General features: G+C 56.8%; 10 protein-coding genes. 9 read left to right on the forward strand and 1 reads right to left on the reverse strand.

All coding sequences use genetic code 11. The features are described 5' to 3' along the window. Positions 1-22 precede the first annotated feature (22 nt). The 8 genes from efp to ACTQY1_RS09745 all read left to right on the forward strand — a co-directional run bounded on the left by efp (position 23) and on the right by ACTQY1_RS09745 (position 12,141). Positions 23-580, forward strand: a complete 558-nt coding sequence (efp, locus tag ACTQY1_RS09710; protein WP_022487620.1) for an elongation factor P — start codon at positions 23-25, stop codon at positions 578-580. A gap of 93 nt (positions 581-673) precedes the next feature. Continuing rightward, positions 674-1,282: a histidine phosphatase family protein gene (locus ACTQY1_RS09715; protein ID WP_288311032.1), complete on the forward strand. Its 609-nt coding sequence runs from the start codon at positions 674-676 to the stop codon at positions 1,280-1,282. 106 nt (positions 1,283-1,388) lie between these two features. Continuing rightward, on the forward strand, positions 1,389-2,237 hold the full coding sequence (locus ACTQY1_RS09720) for a DUF2156 domain-containing protein (protein WP_441368730.1): 849 nt from the start codon (positions 1,389-1,391) through the stop codon (positions 2,235-2,237). Between the two features lie 12 nt (positions 2,238-2,249). Further along, the gene (locus tag ACTQY1_RS09725; RefSeq protein ID WP_279127636.1) at positions 2,250-3,431 is read left to right on the forward strand and encodes a GNAT family N-acetyltransferase; all 1,182 of its coding nucleotides are present in this window, start codon (positions 2,250-2,252) and stop codon (positions 3,429-3,431) included. An 11-nt stretch (positions 3,432-3,442) separates the two neighbouring features. Further along, on the forward strand, positions 3,443-7,219 hold the full coding sequence (locus ACTQY1_RS09730) for a phosphoribosylformylglycinamidine synthase (RefSeq protein ID WP_441374127.1): 3,777 nt from the start codon (positions 3,443-3,445) through the stop codon (positions 7,217-7,219). 86 nt (positions 7,220-7,305) lie between these two features. Next, complete coding sequence (locus ACTQY1_RS09735) at positions 7,306-10,233, forward strand: insulinase family protein (protein ID WP_022487625.1); 2,928 nt, start codon at positions 7,306-7,308, stop codon at positions 10,231-10,233. 434 nt (positions 10,234-10,667) lie between these two features. Further along, on the forward strand, positions 10,668-11,708 hold the full coding sequence (locus ACTQY1_RS09740) for a 3-deoxy-7-phosphoheptulonate synthase (protein WP_022488106.1): 1,041 nt from the start codon (positions 10,668-10,670) through the stop codon (positions 11,706-11,708). A gap of 19 nt (positions 11,709-11,727) precedes the next feature. Then, positions 11,728-12,141 (forward strand): amino acid-binding ACT domain protein, encoded by a 414-nt coding sequence (locus ACTQY1_RS09745; RefSeq protein WP_022488105.1) that lies wholly within the window; start codon positions 11,728-11,730, stop codon positions 12,139-12,141. A 418-nt stretch (positions 12,142-12,559) separates the two neighbouring features. Here ACTQY1_RS09745 and ACTQY1_RS09750 read toward each other — a convergent pair whose 3' ends face one another. Then, entirely contained in the window at positions 12,560-12,970 is a 411-nt protein-coding gene (locus ACTQY1_RS09750; RefSeq protein WP_441368631.1) for a peptide deformylase, read from the reverse strand. Positions 12,971-13,486: 516 nt separating this feature from the next. On the opposite strand from ACTQY1_RS09750, the gene ACTQY1_RS09755 reads away from it, so the two are divergent. Further along, positions 13,487-13,891, forward strand: coding sequence for a hypothetical protein (locus ACTQY1_RS09755; protein WP_441374128.1), 405 nt, complete (start codon positions 13,487-13,489; stop codon positions 13,889-13,891). Positions 13,892-14,308: the final 417 nt, after the last annotated feature.

Consider the following 14,308-nt stretch of genomic DNA (forward strand, 5'->3'; position numbering starts at 1 on the left):
TATTTTTTTGGAGGTTGTTTTCATGATTTCTACGAACGATTTTAAAACTGGCGTAACGGTTGAAATTGACGGCGATGCTTGGCAGGTCGTTGAATTCCAGCATGTAAAACCGGGTAAAGGCGCTGCTTTCGTACGGGCCAAAATGCGCAACCTGTGCACCGGCGCTGTGGTGGAACGGACTTTCAACGCGGCTGAACGTCTGGAAAACGCCATTGTGGAAAGAAAAGGCATGCAGTACCTGTACGAAGCCGATGGCACCTATGTGTTCATGGACAATGAAACCTATGATCAGCTGGAACTGAACAAGGATCAGCTGGGCAAGGCCGTGAACTTCCTGAAGGAAAACATGGACGTTAAGGTCATCACCTTCAAGGACCGGATCCTGGGTGTGGAACTGCCCAACACGGTGGAACTGACCGTAGTGGAAACCGAACCGGGGATCAAAGGGGACACCGCTACCGGCGGCAGCAAGAACGCCAAAATGGATACCGGTTATGTGGTCAAAGTGCCTCTGTTCATCAACGAAGGGGACGTTCTGCAAATCGATACCCGTACCGGGGATTATATTGCCAGAGCATAACAGGGAGAAAATGGGGGCTGTCGCAGGACAGCCCCATTTTGTATTCCGGCGGTTTTTGAAACCCGGCCGGAGGGTGGAATAAAGGAAAGAAACATGAAGACAATCTATCTGGTGCGCCATGGGGAAACCCTGGCCAACCGGCAGGGGATCCTCCAGGGCTGGTCCAACAACCCCCTGGACGACACCGGCCGGAAACAGGCATCCGCCCTGGTGACCCGGGCTGCCCGGGTGCCTTTGGATGCCCTCTATACTTCGGACCTGATCCGGACCCGGGAAACGGCTGCCCCTCTGGCGGCGGCCCGGGGCATGGAAGCAAAGGCCCTTCCCGGGCTCCGGGAGATTTCCTTCGGGAAATGGGACGGCCATCATCTCCGGGAGATCCAGGAAAAGGATCCGGATACCCTCCGGGATATTTTCCTGAAGCCGGGACAGGTGGACCTGGAAGCGGAGGAAGACCTGGCCGCTTCCCAAAAAAGAGGATGGGAAACCTTCCGGGAACTGGTGGACCAAATGGAACCGGAAGGCACCATCCTGTGCGTCAGCCACGGGGGCCTGATCCGGCTCCTGGTGTGTCAGATCCTGGGGTTCCCCATAGACAACATGTGGCGGATGAGCCTGGCCAACACGGCCTTCGTCCAGGTGGTCCAGACCGCCGACTACGGATTCCGGGTGGACAAACTGAACGATATGGGGATGCTGTAAGCCTCTTGACTCATCTGTTATAATAATAGATACATATAAACATCTTACAAATGAGGGAGCGATTCTTATTTTAGAATTCAAGCATATCAGTATCGACGACAAGCCGATATTCGATGATTACTTTACCGAAGAGGACTACCATGCCTCGGAATGCTGTTTCGGGTCCATCTTTATCTGGCGGAAGCAGTATGACAGCTACTGGGCCATCAGCCACGGCTGTCTCATCATCAAGGTCACCGTCAACGGCACCACTTTCGTGCTGCCTCCTTTCGGCGGGGTCAACGATGACCTGCCAAAAGTGATCTGCGCCCTGAAGCAGTACTTTAAAGGGGAACCTTTCGAAATGCACGGGATCTACGAGCATACCATCGAACGGTTCCAGAAATACCTGCCCCAGGTGAACACCTTCACTCCGGACCGGGACAACTGGGACTATGTGTACCAGCGTGCCAGCCTGGCCAGTCTCAGCGGCCGGAAGCTCCACGGAAAGAAGAACCACTACAACCAGTTCCTGAAGGACAACCCGGAATTCGTCTACGAGCCCATTACCCCGGCCAACAAGGACGAATGCATTGCCTACGGGAAACAGTGGGTGGAACAGCGGGAACTCACCGATCCTTCCATTGTGGCGGAATTCGACGCCATCCAGGAAGGGCTGAACAACTTGGATACCCTCCAGCTCCGGGGCGGTCTGATCCGGCTGGACGGCCAGGTGAAGGCCTTCACCTTCGGGGAACGGGCCGGGAAGAACACGGCGGTGATCCATGTGGAAAAGGCGGATCCGGACATCCGGGGCCTGTACACCGCCATCAACAAGGAATACATCGCTCATGAATGGCCCGATGTGACCTACATCAACCGGGAAGAGGACATGGGCAAGGAAGGACTCCGGGAAGCCAAGGAATCCTACAAGCCTGTGTTCATGGTGAAAAAATACAATACCATCATCCGCTGAAGGAGGATTGCCATGGATTTTCGTTTGCTCCAGCAGGATACCCTGTCCCAGGCGGCGGACCTGTGGGATTACTGCTTTGAAAAGAAGGGGACGCCTTTTTATGAATGGTATTTCGGGGAATATGCCCTGAAGCAGAACCGGATCCTGGGTGGATTCCAGGACGGGAAGCTGCTGACCATGCTCCACCTGAACCCCTATGTGCTCCGGCTCCGGGGACGGGACTGGAAGGTGCCCTATATTGTGGGGGTGGCCACGGATCCGGTGGCCCGGGGACACCATGTGATGGGGGACCTGATGGAAACCGCCTTCACCACCCTCCGGGCCCTGAAGGTGCCTTTTGTGATCCTCATGCCCATTTACGCCGGGATCTACCAGCCCTACGGCTTTGCCTGGACCCATCTCCGGAAGCATTACACCCTGCCTCTGGCCGGACTGGATCTGGCGGGACACCCTCTGGACGGGTACGAACCGGAACGGGTGGACACCCGGAGCGGGGAAAAACTGGTGGCTCCCGTCTATGAAAAAGCCATGGCCGGGTACCACGGCTATGTGGTCCGGGACCACCGGGTGTGGGAGAACACCCTTCTGACTGCCGCCCAGGAAAATTTTGAGACGGTAATCATCCGGAATGACGGTGCACCAAAGGCTTACGCGTTGTATAATAGAGAGGGAGACAAAGTGACCGTCCAGGAAATGGCTGCTGCAGAACCCCCGGCCAAAATCCGTCTGCTCCAGTACTTCAAGGGGCTGGCGGGCACCTACAAGACCCTGGACTGGCTGGCGCCGGAAGACGACCTGACCTGGACCCAATTGCCGGACCAGGCCCTGGCGCCCCGGGAGGCCCCCTTCATGATGGGCCGGGTGATCAACGCCGCGGCCTGCCTGAAGGCTCTTTCCGTACCGGAGAGCCTGGTGGGGAAGACCCTGGTGCTGGCCCTGAAGGACGAACAGATCGCCCTCAACACCATGCTGGTGAAGCTGAACTTCACCCGGGAGGGGATCCAGCTGCTAAACACCCTGGACGACCCGGAGGTGCTGCTGGACGTGGGGACCTTCACCCAGCTGTTCTTCGGCCTCTACGGACCGGAACAGCTCCAGAAAGCCGGCATGATCTATGTGGACAGTGAAAATGCATGGGAAATCCTTGACAAATTGTTCCCGCGGGAGAATAATTTTATCAACGAGTATTTTTAAGGGAGGCTGTCATGAGCGACAAAATTAGACGTGTATTTGTGGAGAAGAAGAAAGAATATGCTGTGGAAGCAGCAGGTCTGTGTTCCGATCTCCAGCAGACCCTGGGGCTGAAGAACCTGAAAAGCGTCCGGATCGTGAACCGGTACGACCTGGAAGGGCTCACTGACGAAGAATACCAACAGGCCAGAAGCCTGGTGCTCAGCGAAGCCCCGGTGGATGTGGTCCGGGACGAAGAACTGGAGATCCCTGCCGGTTTCCGGAGCTTTGCCGTGGAACTGCTCCCCGGCCAGTATGACCAGAGAGAAGATTTTGCCGCTCAGTGCATCCAGGCCATCACCCAGGGCCAGCGGCCCATTGTGGCTGCTGCCAAGGTGTTCCTGCTGGAAGGGGACCTGTCCGACGCCGACTTTGAAAAGATCAAACACTACTGCATCAACCCGGTGGAAGCCCAGGAAGCGGCCATCGACAAGCCTGACACCCTGGACATGACCTGGGATGTGCCCAAACCGGTGGCTGTGCTGGACGGCTTCCGTGCCCTGGACAGAAAGGGCCTGGAAGACTTCCTGAACAAACAGGAACTGGCCATGAGCCTGGAAGATCTGGCTTTCATCCAGGAATATTTCAAGAAAGAAGACCGGGATCCTTCCATTACGGAAATCAAGGTGCTGGATACCTACTGGTCCGACCACTGCCGGCACACCACCTTTGAAACCAAACTGGAAAACGTTTCCATCACCGACGGTGTCTACACCCAGCCGGTGGCGGAAGCCTACGACCTGTACAAAAAAGACCGGGATTTCGTTTACGGGAAAGACACCCAGCGGCCCATTACCCTGATGGACATGGCCTGCCTGGCCACCAAGAAGCTGAAGAAGGAAGGGAAGATCCCTGATTTGGATGCTTCGGAAGAAATCAACGCCTGCAGCATCGTGGCTCCCATTGACGTGGACGGCAAAAAAGAAGACTGGCTGGTGATGTTCAAGAACGAAACCCACAACCATCCCACTGAAATCGAACCTTTCGGGGGCGCTGCCACCTGTCTGGGCGGGGCCATCCGGGATCCCCTCAGCGGCCGGAGCTATGTGTACCAGGCCATGCGGGTCACCGGGGCCGCAGATCCCCGGACTCCCTATGAACAGACCCTGAAGGGCAAACTGCCCCAGCGGAAGATCACCCTGGGTGCCGCTGCCGGGTACAGCTCCTACGGGAACCAGATCGGTCTGGCCACCGGTTCCGTGGAAGAATACTATCATCCCAAATTCGTGGCCAAGAGAATGGAAGTGGGGGCCGTCATCGGGGCTGCTCCCCGGGACGCTGTAGTCCGGGAACGTCCGGCTGCCGGCGATCTGATCGTTCTTTTGGGCGGCCGTACCGGCCGTGACGGCATGGGCGGCGCCACCGGTGCCTCCAAGGAACACACCACCAAATCCCTCAGCGAATGCGGTGCGGAAGTCCAGAAGGGGAACGCCCCCAACGAACGGAAAATCCAGCGGCTGTTCCGGGATCCGGAAGTGACCCGTCTCATCAAACGGTGCAACGACTTCGGGGCCGGCGGTGTTTCCGTGGCCATCGGGGAACTGGCTCCGGGCCTGGTGATCAACCTGGACAAGGTGCCCAAGAAGTACGAAGGCCTGGACGGCACGGAACTGGCCATCAGTGAATCCCAGGAACGGATGGCGGTGTGCATCGCTGCCAAAGATCTGGACAAATTCATGGCCGCTGCCGCCAAGGAAAACCTGGAAGCCACGGTGGTGGCGGAAGTGGCGGAAGATCCCCGTCTGGTGATGTACTGGAGAGGGGAAAAGATCGTGGACCTGTCCCGGGCTTTCCTGGACACCAACGGCATTCCCCAGAAATCCAACGTGGTAGTGGACGGAGTGGAAGAAACCTCTCCCTTCAACAGCACCCCTGCAGAAGTGGAAGGGAAGAAGGATATCAAAGAAGCCTGGCTGGCCAACCTGGACCGGCTGAACGTGTGCAGCGAAGAAGGGCTGGGTGAACGGTTCGACGGCTCCATCGGCCGGGGCAGCGTACTGATGCCCTACGGCGGCCGGAACCAGCTGACCCGCACCGAAGGCATGGCCGCCCGTCTGCCGGTACTCCACGGCAAGACCAACGCCACCTCCGTCATGGCCAGCGGCTATGATCCCAACGTGTGCTGCTGGAGCCCGTACCATGGGGCCATGTACGCGGTGGTGGAAGCCGTGTGCCGGGCTGCGGCCATGGGCGCCGATCCGAAGAAACTGCGTCTTTCCATGCAGGAATACTTCCCCAAACTCCATACGGAACATACCTGGGGCCGGCCTTTCGCCGCTCTCCTGGGTGCCTATAAAGCCTGCTGCGAACTGGAACTGCCGGCCATCGGCGGCAAAGACTCCATGAGCGGCACCTTCATGGACCTGGAAGTCCCGCCTTCCCTGATCTGCTTTGCAGTAGGGGTCATGGACGGCCGTGACACCATCTCCAACGAATTCAAACAGGCCGGCAACACCGTGGTGTTCATCCCCGTACCCTGCGATGAACACGAAGTGGTGGATTACCCTGCCCTCCGGACCCTCCTGGACAGCGTCCACAAGGCCATCCTGGGCAAACGGATCCTTACTGCCGGTGTGGTGAAAGAAGGGGGCGTGGCCGCAGCCATCTCCTCCATGTGCCTGGGCAACGGACTGGGCTTTGGCTTTGTGAAGCCATTCCTCCACGAAGAATGCCTGTTCACCCTCCAGCCCGGCGGATTCCTGGTGGAACTGGCTCCCGGTGCCGATGCGGAGAAAGTCTTCGCCGGCAGCGACTTCCTGGTGCTGGGCAAACTCACCGACGATGGGAAAGTCACCGTCAACGACACTGCCATCAGCCTGGACGAAATCAAGGCAGCCTATACCCGGACCCTGGAAGGGGTATTCCCCTCTGTGGTGAAGGATTCCGGCAAGGACATCTGCCGGATGCCCTACTACCGGAACGACCTGCCGCTCACCGCTCCCTACAACGTGGCCCAGCCCCGGGTGTTCATCCCTGTGTTCCCGGGCCTGAACTGCGAATTCGACACCGCTGCGGCCTTTGAAGCAGCCGGTGCCAAGGCGGATATTTTCGTGATCCGGAACCTGACTCCGGACGCCATCAAGGAAAGCGTGGAAGAAATGGCCAAACGGATCAAGGAAGCCCAGATCCTGGCCATCCCCGGCGGGTTCTCCGCCAGCGACGAACCGGAAGGCTCCGGCAAATTCATTGCCACCATGTTCCGGAATCCGTCCCTGAAGGAAGCGGTCATGGACCTGTTGTATAACCGGGACGGCCTGGCACTGGGGATCTGCAACGGCTTCCAGGCCCTGATCAAACTGGGTCTGGTGCCCTATGGAGACATCCGTCCTCTGACGGAAACCTCTCCCACTCTGACCTTCAACACCATTGGCCGGCACATTTCCCGGATGGTGGAAACGAAAGTGGTTTCCAACAAATCTCCGTGGCTGGCCCTCACTGAACCGGGAGACATCCACACCATCGCCGTTTCTCACGGGGAAGGCCGGTTCGTGGCCACCGAAGAAGAGATCAAGAAACTCTTTGCCAACGGCCAGGTGGCAACCCAGTATGTAAAACAGGCTGGGGATCCCACCATGGAAAGCCCCTACAACCCCAACGGCTCCCTGTATGCCATTGAAAGCATCACCAGCCCGGACGGGCGGGTCCTGGGCAAAATGGGCCACACCGAACGGTTCACCGATGGTCTCATGAAGAACATCCCGGGGAACAAACTGCAGCCTCTGTTCCTGGGCGGCGTGCAGTACTTCAAGTAAGATTCAACAGGGAAGGGGAGACTGCCAGGGGCAGCTCCCCTTTCTTTTGCCCTTAATAGAAAAGAAAACAAAGGAGAAGATTCTGCATGGAACTTTCTGTTGGAACGAAACTCCACGGCTTTGCCGTACAAAAAATCACCCCTCTGCCGGATATCGAAGCCACGGCTTACGAAATGATCCATGAGGCCAGCGGGGCCAAACTGTTCTACCTGTCCTCAAAAGACGACAACAAGGTGTTCACTATCGGCTTCCGGACTCCCAGCCAGGACGACACCGGGGTGGCCCACATCACCGAACATTCCGTCCTTTGCGGCAGCCGGAAATACCGTCTGAAGGAACCTTTCGTGGAACTGGTGAAAGGCTCCCTGAACACCTTCCTGAACGCCATGACCTACACGGACAAAACTGTGTACCCGGTGGCCAGCCGGAATGCCAAGGACTTCCGGAACCTGGTGGACGTGTACCTGGATGCGGTGTTCTATCCTCTCATCGGAGAGAACCCCTTTACCCTCCGCCAGGAAGGCTGGCATTACGAACTGGGGAAAGAAGGGGACAAACCTCTCCTTTACAACGGGGTGGTGTACAACGAAATGAAGGGGGTCTATTCCTCCCCGGATGCCATCGAGGAACATGAAGTGATGAAGGCCCTGTTCCCGGATTCCCCTTACCGGTTCGAATCCGGCGGCCTGCCTTCCGCCATTCCCCAGCTGACCCAGGAAGGGTTCGTGGCCTTCCACAAAAAATACTACAGCCCGGAAAACGCCTACATCTACCTGTACGGGGATGTGGACATCGCCGACTGGCTGGACTACATGGACCGGGAATATCTCAGCCGGTTCCCCAAGACCGGCACCCTGAAGGTGGAAATCCCCCTCCAGGCTCCCTTCGACCAGACCCGGGAAGTGAAAGCCTCCTACCCGGTGCCGGAAGGGGATGACACGGCCAAAAAGACCTACCTGTCCATGAACATCGTGGTGGGGTCCGCCCTGGACCAGAAGCGGATTATGGCCCTGAAGCTTTTGACCCATGTGCTCCTGGACGGGAACAACGCTCCCCTGCGGCTGGCCCTGCTCCGGGCAGGCATCGGCAGCGACGTGTCCGGCAGCCTGAACGGCTCCCAGCTCCAGCCGGTGTTTTCTGTGGAAGTCAGCGGTTCCGACCCGGACAAGGAAGACCAGTTCGTAAAGGTGCTGTACCGGACCCTCCAGGATCTGTCCCGGAACGGGATTCCCCGCCGGCTCCTGGAAGCGGAACTGAACTCCGAAGAATTCAAGATGCGGGAAGCGGATTTCAACATCTATCCCAAAGGCCTGATCTACGGGCTGAACGTAATGGAAACCTGGCTCTACGGAGGAGACCCCACCGCCTGTCTTCGGTTCACCGACTGCCTGGACTTTCTCCGGAGCGCCATCGACAAGGGATATTATGAACAGCTCATCGAAAGCGTACTTCTGGACAACACCCACAAATGCCTGGTGACCCTGACCCCGGAACCGGGGAAGGAAGCCCGGGACGCGGAACAGTTCGCCCAGGCCATGGCGGAAAAGAAGAGCCAGATGGATGCAGACCAGCTGAAGGAAGTGGAAGCCATCGCCGACGAGCTCCATGCCCGGCAGGCAGCCCCCGACACCCCGGAAGCCTTGGCCTCCATCCCGCTCCTCCAGCGGTCCGACATTACCCGGAAAAACGATTTCGAGCATCCCCAGGTAACGGAAGCGGGGGACCACACCCATCTGGTGCTCCATCAGTTCACCAACAAGATCGCCTATTTCGACTGGTGCTTCGATCTTACCGGTCTGCCGGAAGACAAGCTGTGCTATGCTTACCTTCTCACCGACGTGCTGGGGAAGGTGGACACCGACGATTATTCCTATGAGGAACTGACCACCCTGGCGGATCTGTACCTGGGAGGCCTGAACTTTGAAGTGAAGCCTTACAGCCGGTACAACGACACCAACACCTACCGGAACGTGTTCAAGGTGTCCGCCAAGGTACTGGAAAAGAACGAGGACAAGCTGTTCGATATCCTCAGCAGCATCGCCCTCCGGAGCCATGTGGAGGACAAAAAGCGGCTGAAGGAAATCATCAGCGAAGTGAAGACCGACTGGGACAACAACTTTTTTGCCCGGGGGATGACCGTGGCCACCCTGCGGCTTATGAGCTACTTCTCCAAATCCGCCCGGAGCATGGAACACGACCAGCTGACCTATTACCAGTTCCTCCAGGATCTGTGGGCCCATTTCGACGAAAAGGCCGATGAAGTGGCGGCCAACCTGAAGGCTCTGGTGCCCGCCTTCTTCCACCAGGATGCCCAGCTCCAGTCCCTGTCCTGCGACAAGGACATGGAACAGGAAGCCCTGGCCAGGATGGAAGCCTTTACCGCCCAGTTGCCCCATTCCCCCTATGCAGGGAAGGCCATGCCCGTTCTGACGGCTCCCGGGAAGAACGAAGGGATCACCACCTCCGGGAAGGTCCAGTATGTACTGGCCGGGGGCAATTTCCATGACCACGGCTACCACTATACGGGAGCCATGAAGGTGCTGGAAACCATCCTCCGGTACGGATACCTGTGGACCAAGATCCGGGTCCAGGGCGGGGCCTACGGGGCCGGTACCCGGTTTGACCCCAGCGGCACCTTCTACCTGTCCAGCTACCGGGATCCCAAACTGGCGGAAAGCCTCCAGGCCTACCGGGATCTGCCGGACTACCTGGAAAAATTCCAGGCCTCCGACCGGGAAATGACCAAGTACGTGATCGGCACCATCAGCCTGGTGGATACGCCCCTTACCCCGGCCATGCACCTGGAAAAGGCCATCACCGCCCAGATGAAGGGGACCCCGGAAGCCATCGCCCAGAAAAAGCGGGACCAGATTATCGACTGCACAGCCGAAGACATCCGGGCCCTGGCGCCCCTGGTACGGGACGTGCTCTCCGACGGCTACCTGTGCGTAGTCGGGGGAGAAGGGAAGATCCAGGAAAACAAGGGATTGTTTGAACAGGTGATCAAGGCGTAAAAGGCAGTCAGCAGGTGAAGGAGACCATCTGCCGGGGGCAGATGGTTTTGAAGGGAAACGCAGCCCAGGGGGCTGCTAACCCACCACCCATGCTGCGCATGGATACCCCCGCCCTTGTAAAGGGCGGATATACGCTCGGGCCTAACGGCCCATTGCATAAGACAGGGGCAAGGGCGTAAGCCCGCGTACCTGTTATCCGCCCTTTTCAAGGGCGGGGGACCAGCCGCAAGGCTGGTGGTGGGTTAGCAGCGATAGCTGCGTTTTTCTCAAGGGGACCCGTGCACCGGGTCCCTTCCTTCGCCCATTGACAATTGACCATTGACCATTGACAGCAACAAGGACGATTGTATCTTTTGTAATTTTTACAGATACAATCGTCCTTGTTGCAAATTTGTGGTATAATGAATACAATTTACACCAAACGGAGGGATACAATGGAACTGGAAATGGAATTCATCCGGAAAATGCCTTCTCCCCAGGAACTGAAGGTGGAACATCCTGTGGAGCCGGCCATTTATGAGACCAAACGGCGCCGGGATGGGGAGATCCGGGACATCCTCACCGGGAAGGACAACCGTTTTTTGCTGATCATCGGTCCCTGTTCTGCGGACAATGAGGACGCTGTGGTGGACTACTGCCACCGGTTGGCAGAAGTCCAGGAACAGGTGAAGGATACCCTGTACATCATTCCCCGGGTCTACACCAACAAGCCCCGGACCATTGGGGTGGGGTACAAAGGCATGGCCCACCAGCCCGACCCGGAAGGGAAGGAGGACATGCTGGCCGGGATCATCGCCTGCCGGAACATGCACATCCGGGTGATCCGGGAAACCGGCTTCACCTGTGCTGAAGAGATCCTTTACCCGGAAAACCACCGGTACCTGTCCGACCTGATTTCCTATGCGGCCATCGGGGCCCGGTCCGTGGAAGACCAGCTCCACCGGATGATGGCCAGCGGGGTGGGGATCCCGGTGGGGATGAAGAACCCCACTTCCGGGGACATTTCCGTTATGCTCAACTCCATTGCCGCCGCCCAGCATGAGCAGCAGTTCCTGTTCCGGGGCTGGGAAGTCCGGACCAAAGGGAACCCGCTGGCCCATGCCATCCTTCGGGGGTATGTGGACAAGTTCGGCAAGAGCCTGCCCAACTACCATTATGAAGACCTGGTCCGGCTCCACGAGGAATACGGGAAACGGGATCTGGTGAACCCGGCGGTGGTCATCGACGCCAACCACGCCAATTCCGGGAAAAAGTACCTGGAACAGATCCGGATCTCCAACGACGTGCTCTACAGCCGCCATATGAACCCGGACCTGAAAAAGATGGTGAAGGGCCTGATGATCGAAAGCTACATCGAAGACGGCAGCCAGAAAATCGGCGAAGGGGTCTACGGAAAATCCATCACCGATCCCTGCCTGGGCTGGGCCAAAACCAAAGATCTGATTTTGGAACTGGCCGGCCGGGTGGATTATTGAGAAACAGGGAGGAAGTACCATGCTGAAACAGATTTCGCTTTTTGCAGCCAACCATAAAGGGGCTCTGGGGAAGATCACCAACGACCTGGCCCGGGAGAACATCAACATCTACACCATGCTGGCCACCGACAGCGCCGAATTTGGCATCATCCGGCTGATCGTGGACAATCCGGACAAGGCCCTGGAGGTGCTCCAGAAAGCCGGCTACCAGTGCCGGATCGACTATGTGCTGGCTGTGGACATGGGCAGCGACCAACCCGGGACCCTGGACAAGATCCTGACCCATCTGAAAGACGCCAACGTGTTCGTCCGGTACCTGTACATCTCCTTCGACCGGAAAACCTCCAGCCCTATTGTGGTGCTGAAAACCGACGAACCCGAAACTGAAACCTTCCTCCAGGGGAAAGGGTATACCCTGCTGGACCGGTTCTGAGGGAAAAGGGCAGGGGTTGCTTTTCCGTTTTACGCAGAAGGAGACCATCTGCCGGAGGCAGATGCTTCTGAAGGGAAACGCAGCCCAGGGGCTGCTAACCCACCACCATTGCGCAGGCGCAACGGTCCCCCGCCCTTGAAAAGGGCGGATATACGCTCGGGGCTTTGCCCCATTGCTTTATGTGGGTGCCAGGGCGTAAGCCCGCGTACCCACTATCCGCCCTTTACAAGGGCGGGGGACCGGCCGATAGGCTGGTGGTGGGTTAGCAGCGTCAGCTGCGTCCTTATTCAGAGGAAACCGGTTACGGGTTCCATCCATCTTTCCTTCCATCCCGGCCCCCCAGGTCGCAAAAAAATCAGGCCCGCAGTCACATCGACTGCGGGCCTTTTTTTGTACAGACTATATTGTATCCGTTCTTTTATATCACAATTCCCTGCAAATGATCCACCTCGTGCTGGATGATTTCTGCCGTAAAATCTTTGAATGTCTGTTTTTGCTTTTTGAATTCCATATCCTGGAATTCTACCTGGATTTCCCTGTACCGGGTGGTTTTTCGGGTTCCGGATAGGGACAGGCAGCCTTCTTCGGTTTCGTAGGGATGTTTCTTTTTGAGAATCACCGGATTGAACATGATCAGATCCATCATCCCCAGATTCACTACGATAATGGCTTTGGGGACTCCGATCATATTGGCAGCCATGCCCACACATTCCTGCCGATGGGCGACCAGCGTGTCCAGCAGGTCCAGGGCCGTCTGCCGGTCTCCGGGAAAAGCAGGAAGGGCTTTTTGCTGGAGGAAAACAATATCGTGGACGATTTCTTTGATCATAACGGATACCTTCTTTCTTGCAGGAAAAGACTCTGATTTTTTGAAAGAACAATCATCCTTAAAGTTTGATGAATCAATGATAGACCATAGATAGGATAAATTCAACCTGTTGCAGTAACATCCAGGAAAACAAAAGGACAAAAATCCAGGGGATTTTTCCCGAATGGATACCCGTCGGGTGGCCGGGAAGGGCGGGCCCGGGGCTCGCCCCTACAGCGTCAGGGTCGGAGAAACGGGGAGGCAGGGAAATCCGATTTTCATCGTATCCCCGATGCCCATATTGTCGCCGTCCAACAGATCAAACGAGAGTGTCCGACCCCAACGGTGTAGGGGCTGCCCGCAGGGGAGCCCGTCCCCGGCCGCCCTGGGGGCAAAAAATCAGGCCCGCAGTCTTGAGAAGATTGCGGGCCTTTTTCTGTCGTGATTTTTGGATAGGTCATTTGCTATAATGAAAGAAGGCATTGGTGAATCTTCAGCAGCAGGGTAAGAATGGAATCTATGAAAAGGAGTGATTTTATGAGAAAAATGGTGATTGCTTTAAGGGTGCTGTTGCTTTGCGTCTTTGTATGGGCAGCAGGAATGCTGACTGCCAGTGCAACGGACGTTTGGGTAGCCCGTTGGGACAGTGAAGATATTGATGTTTACGTGATGGATGATACCATTTTCTATGGCATGCGGGGAGATACCCGGTGGTTCGATGTATCTACAAAGATGGTTAAAAATGGCCAGCTGCAGGAAGTCGTCCACTGGGAATTCAGCAAATACAAAACAGATATGTGGCGCTATGAAACGAATCGGATGAGGGGTACTCATACGACTGTGGTTATCCCACGCAGCAATATCTTTGAATATTGCATGGATCAGATAGGCTGGCCGTACACTATCCGCATAAGCCACAGGGTTACAAGCTATTATTATTGATGTCATCGAAAAAATCACCAGCTGGCATGTTGGAACCGGGCTGCAATTGCCGTCGCCAATGCACCACACTGGTGATTTCTTTGTTGAGCATTATATCAACGTACGTAATGACTGTCAAAAGAAGAATTTGCCCTCCGGGAGGCCGGAGAAGGGCGGGCCTGCGGCTCGCCCCTACAGCGCTGCAATCGAACGTTTGATCCAGCCGTCTTAAAAACGAATATTTCGACGATCCCGTTGCTCTGATTTTCCGTTGGTTCTTTGACCCCAACGGCGTAGGGGCTCCCCGCAGGGGAGCCCGTCCCGGCCGTATACTGTACCCATAAGTGTGGACACTTTTTAAGAGTAGCACCTGCCCACAAAATTGGACAGGCTACAATTTGAATCCTTTAAAATTGGCGTGCTCATTTTTGGACCCAA

Origin of the sequence: Acidaminococcus sp. HCP3S3_G9_1 (genome assembly GCF_052122455.1) — a bacterium.
In the GTDB taxonomy this organism is placed as follows: Bacteria; Bacillota; Negativicutes; order Acidaminococcales; family Acidaminococcaceae; genus Acidaminococcus.

Coding starts and splice junctions, on each gene's coding strand:
- ACTQY1_RS09755 (WP_441374128.1), top strand. CDS start 13,487: ATGAGAAAAATGGTGATTGCTTTAAGGGTGCTGTTGCTTTGCGTCTTT.
- ACTQY1_RS09740 (WP_022488106.1), top strand. CDS start 10,668: ATGGAACTGGAAATGGAATTCATCCGGAAAATGCCTTCTCCCCAGGAA.
- efp (WP_022487620.1), top strand. CDS start 23: ATGATTTCTACGAACGATTTTAAAACTGGCGTAACGGTTGAAATTGAC.
- ACTQY1_RS09730 (WP_441374127.1), top strand. CDS start 3,443: ATGAGCGACAAAATTAGACGTGTATTTGTGGAGAAGAAGAAAGAATAT.
- ACTQY1_RS09715 (WP_288311032.1), top strand. CDS start 674: ATGAAGACAATCTATCTGGTGCGCCATGGGGAAACCCTGGCCAACCGG.
- ACTQY1_RS09745 (WP_022488105.1), top strand. CDS start 11,728: ATGCTGAAACAGATTTCGCTTTTTGCAGCCAACCATAAAGGGGCTCTG.
- ACTQY1_RS09735 (WP_022487625.1), top strand. CDS start 7,306: ATGGAACTTTCTGTTGGAACGAAACTCCACGGCTTTGCCGTACAAAAA.
- ACTQY1_RS09725 (WP_279127636.1), top strand. CDS start 2,250: ATGGATTTTCGTTTGCTCCAGCAGGATACCCTGTCCCAGGCGGCGGAC.
- ACTQY1_RS09750 (WP_441368631.1), bottom strand. CDS start 12,970: ATGATCAAAGAAATCGTCCACGATATTGTTTTCCTCCAGCAAAAAGCC.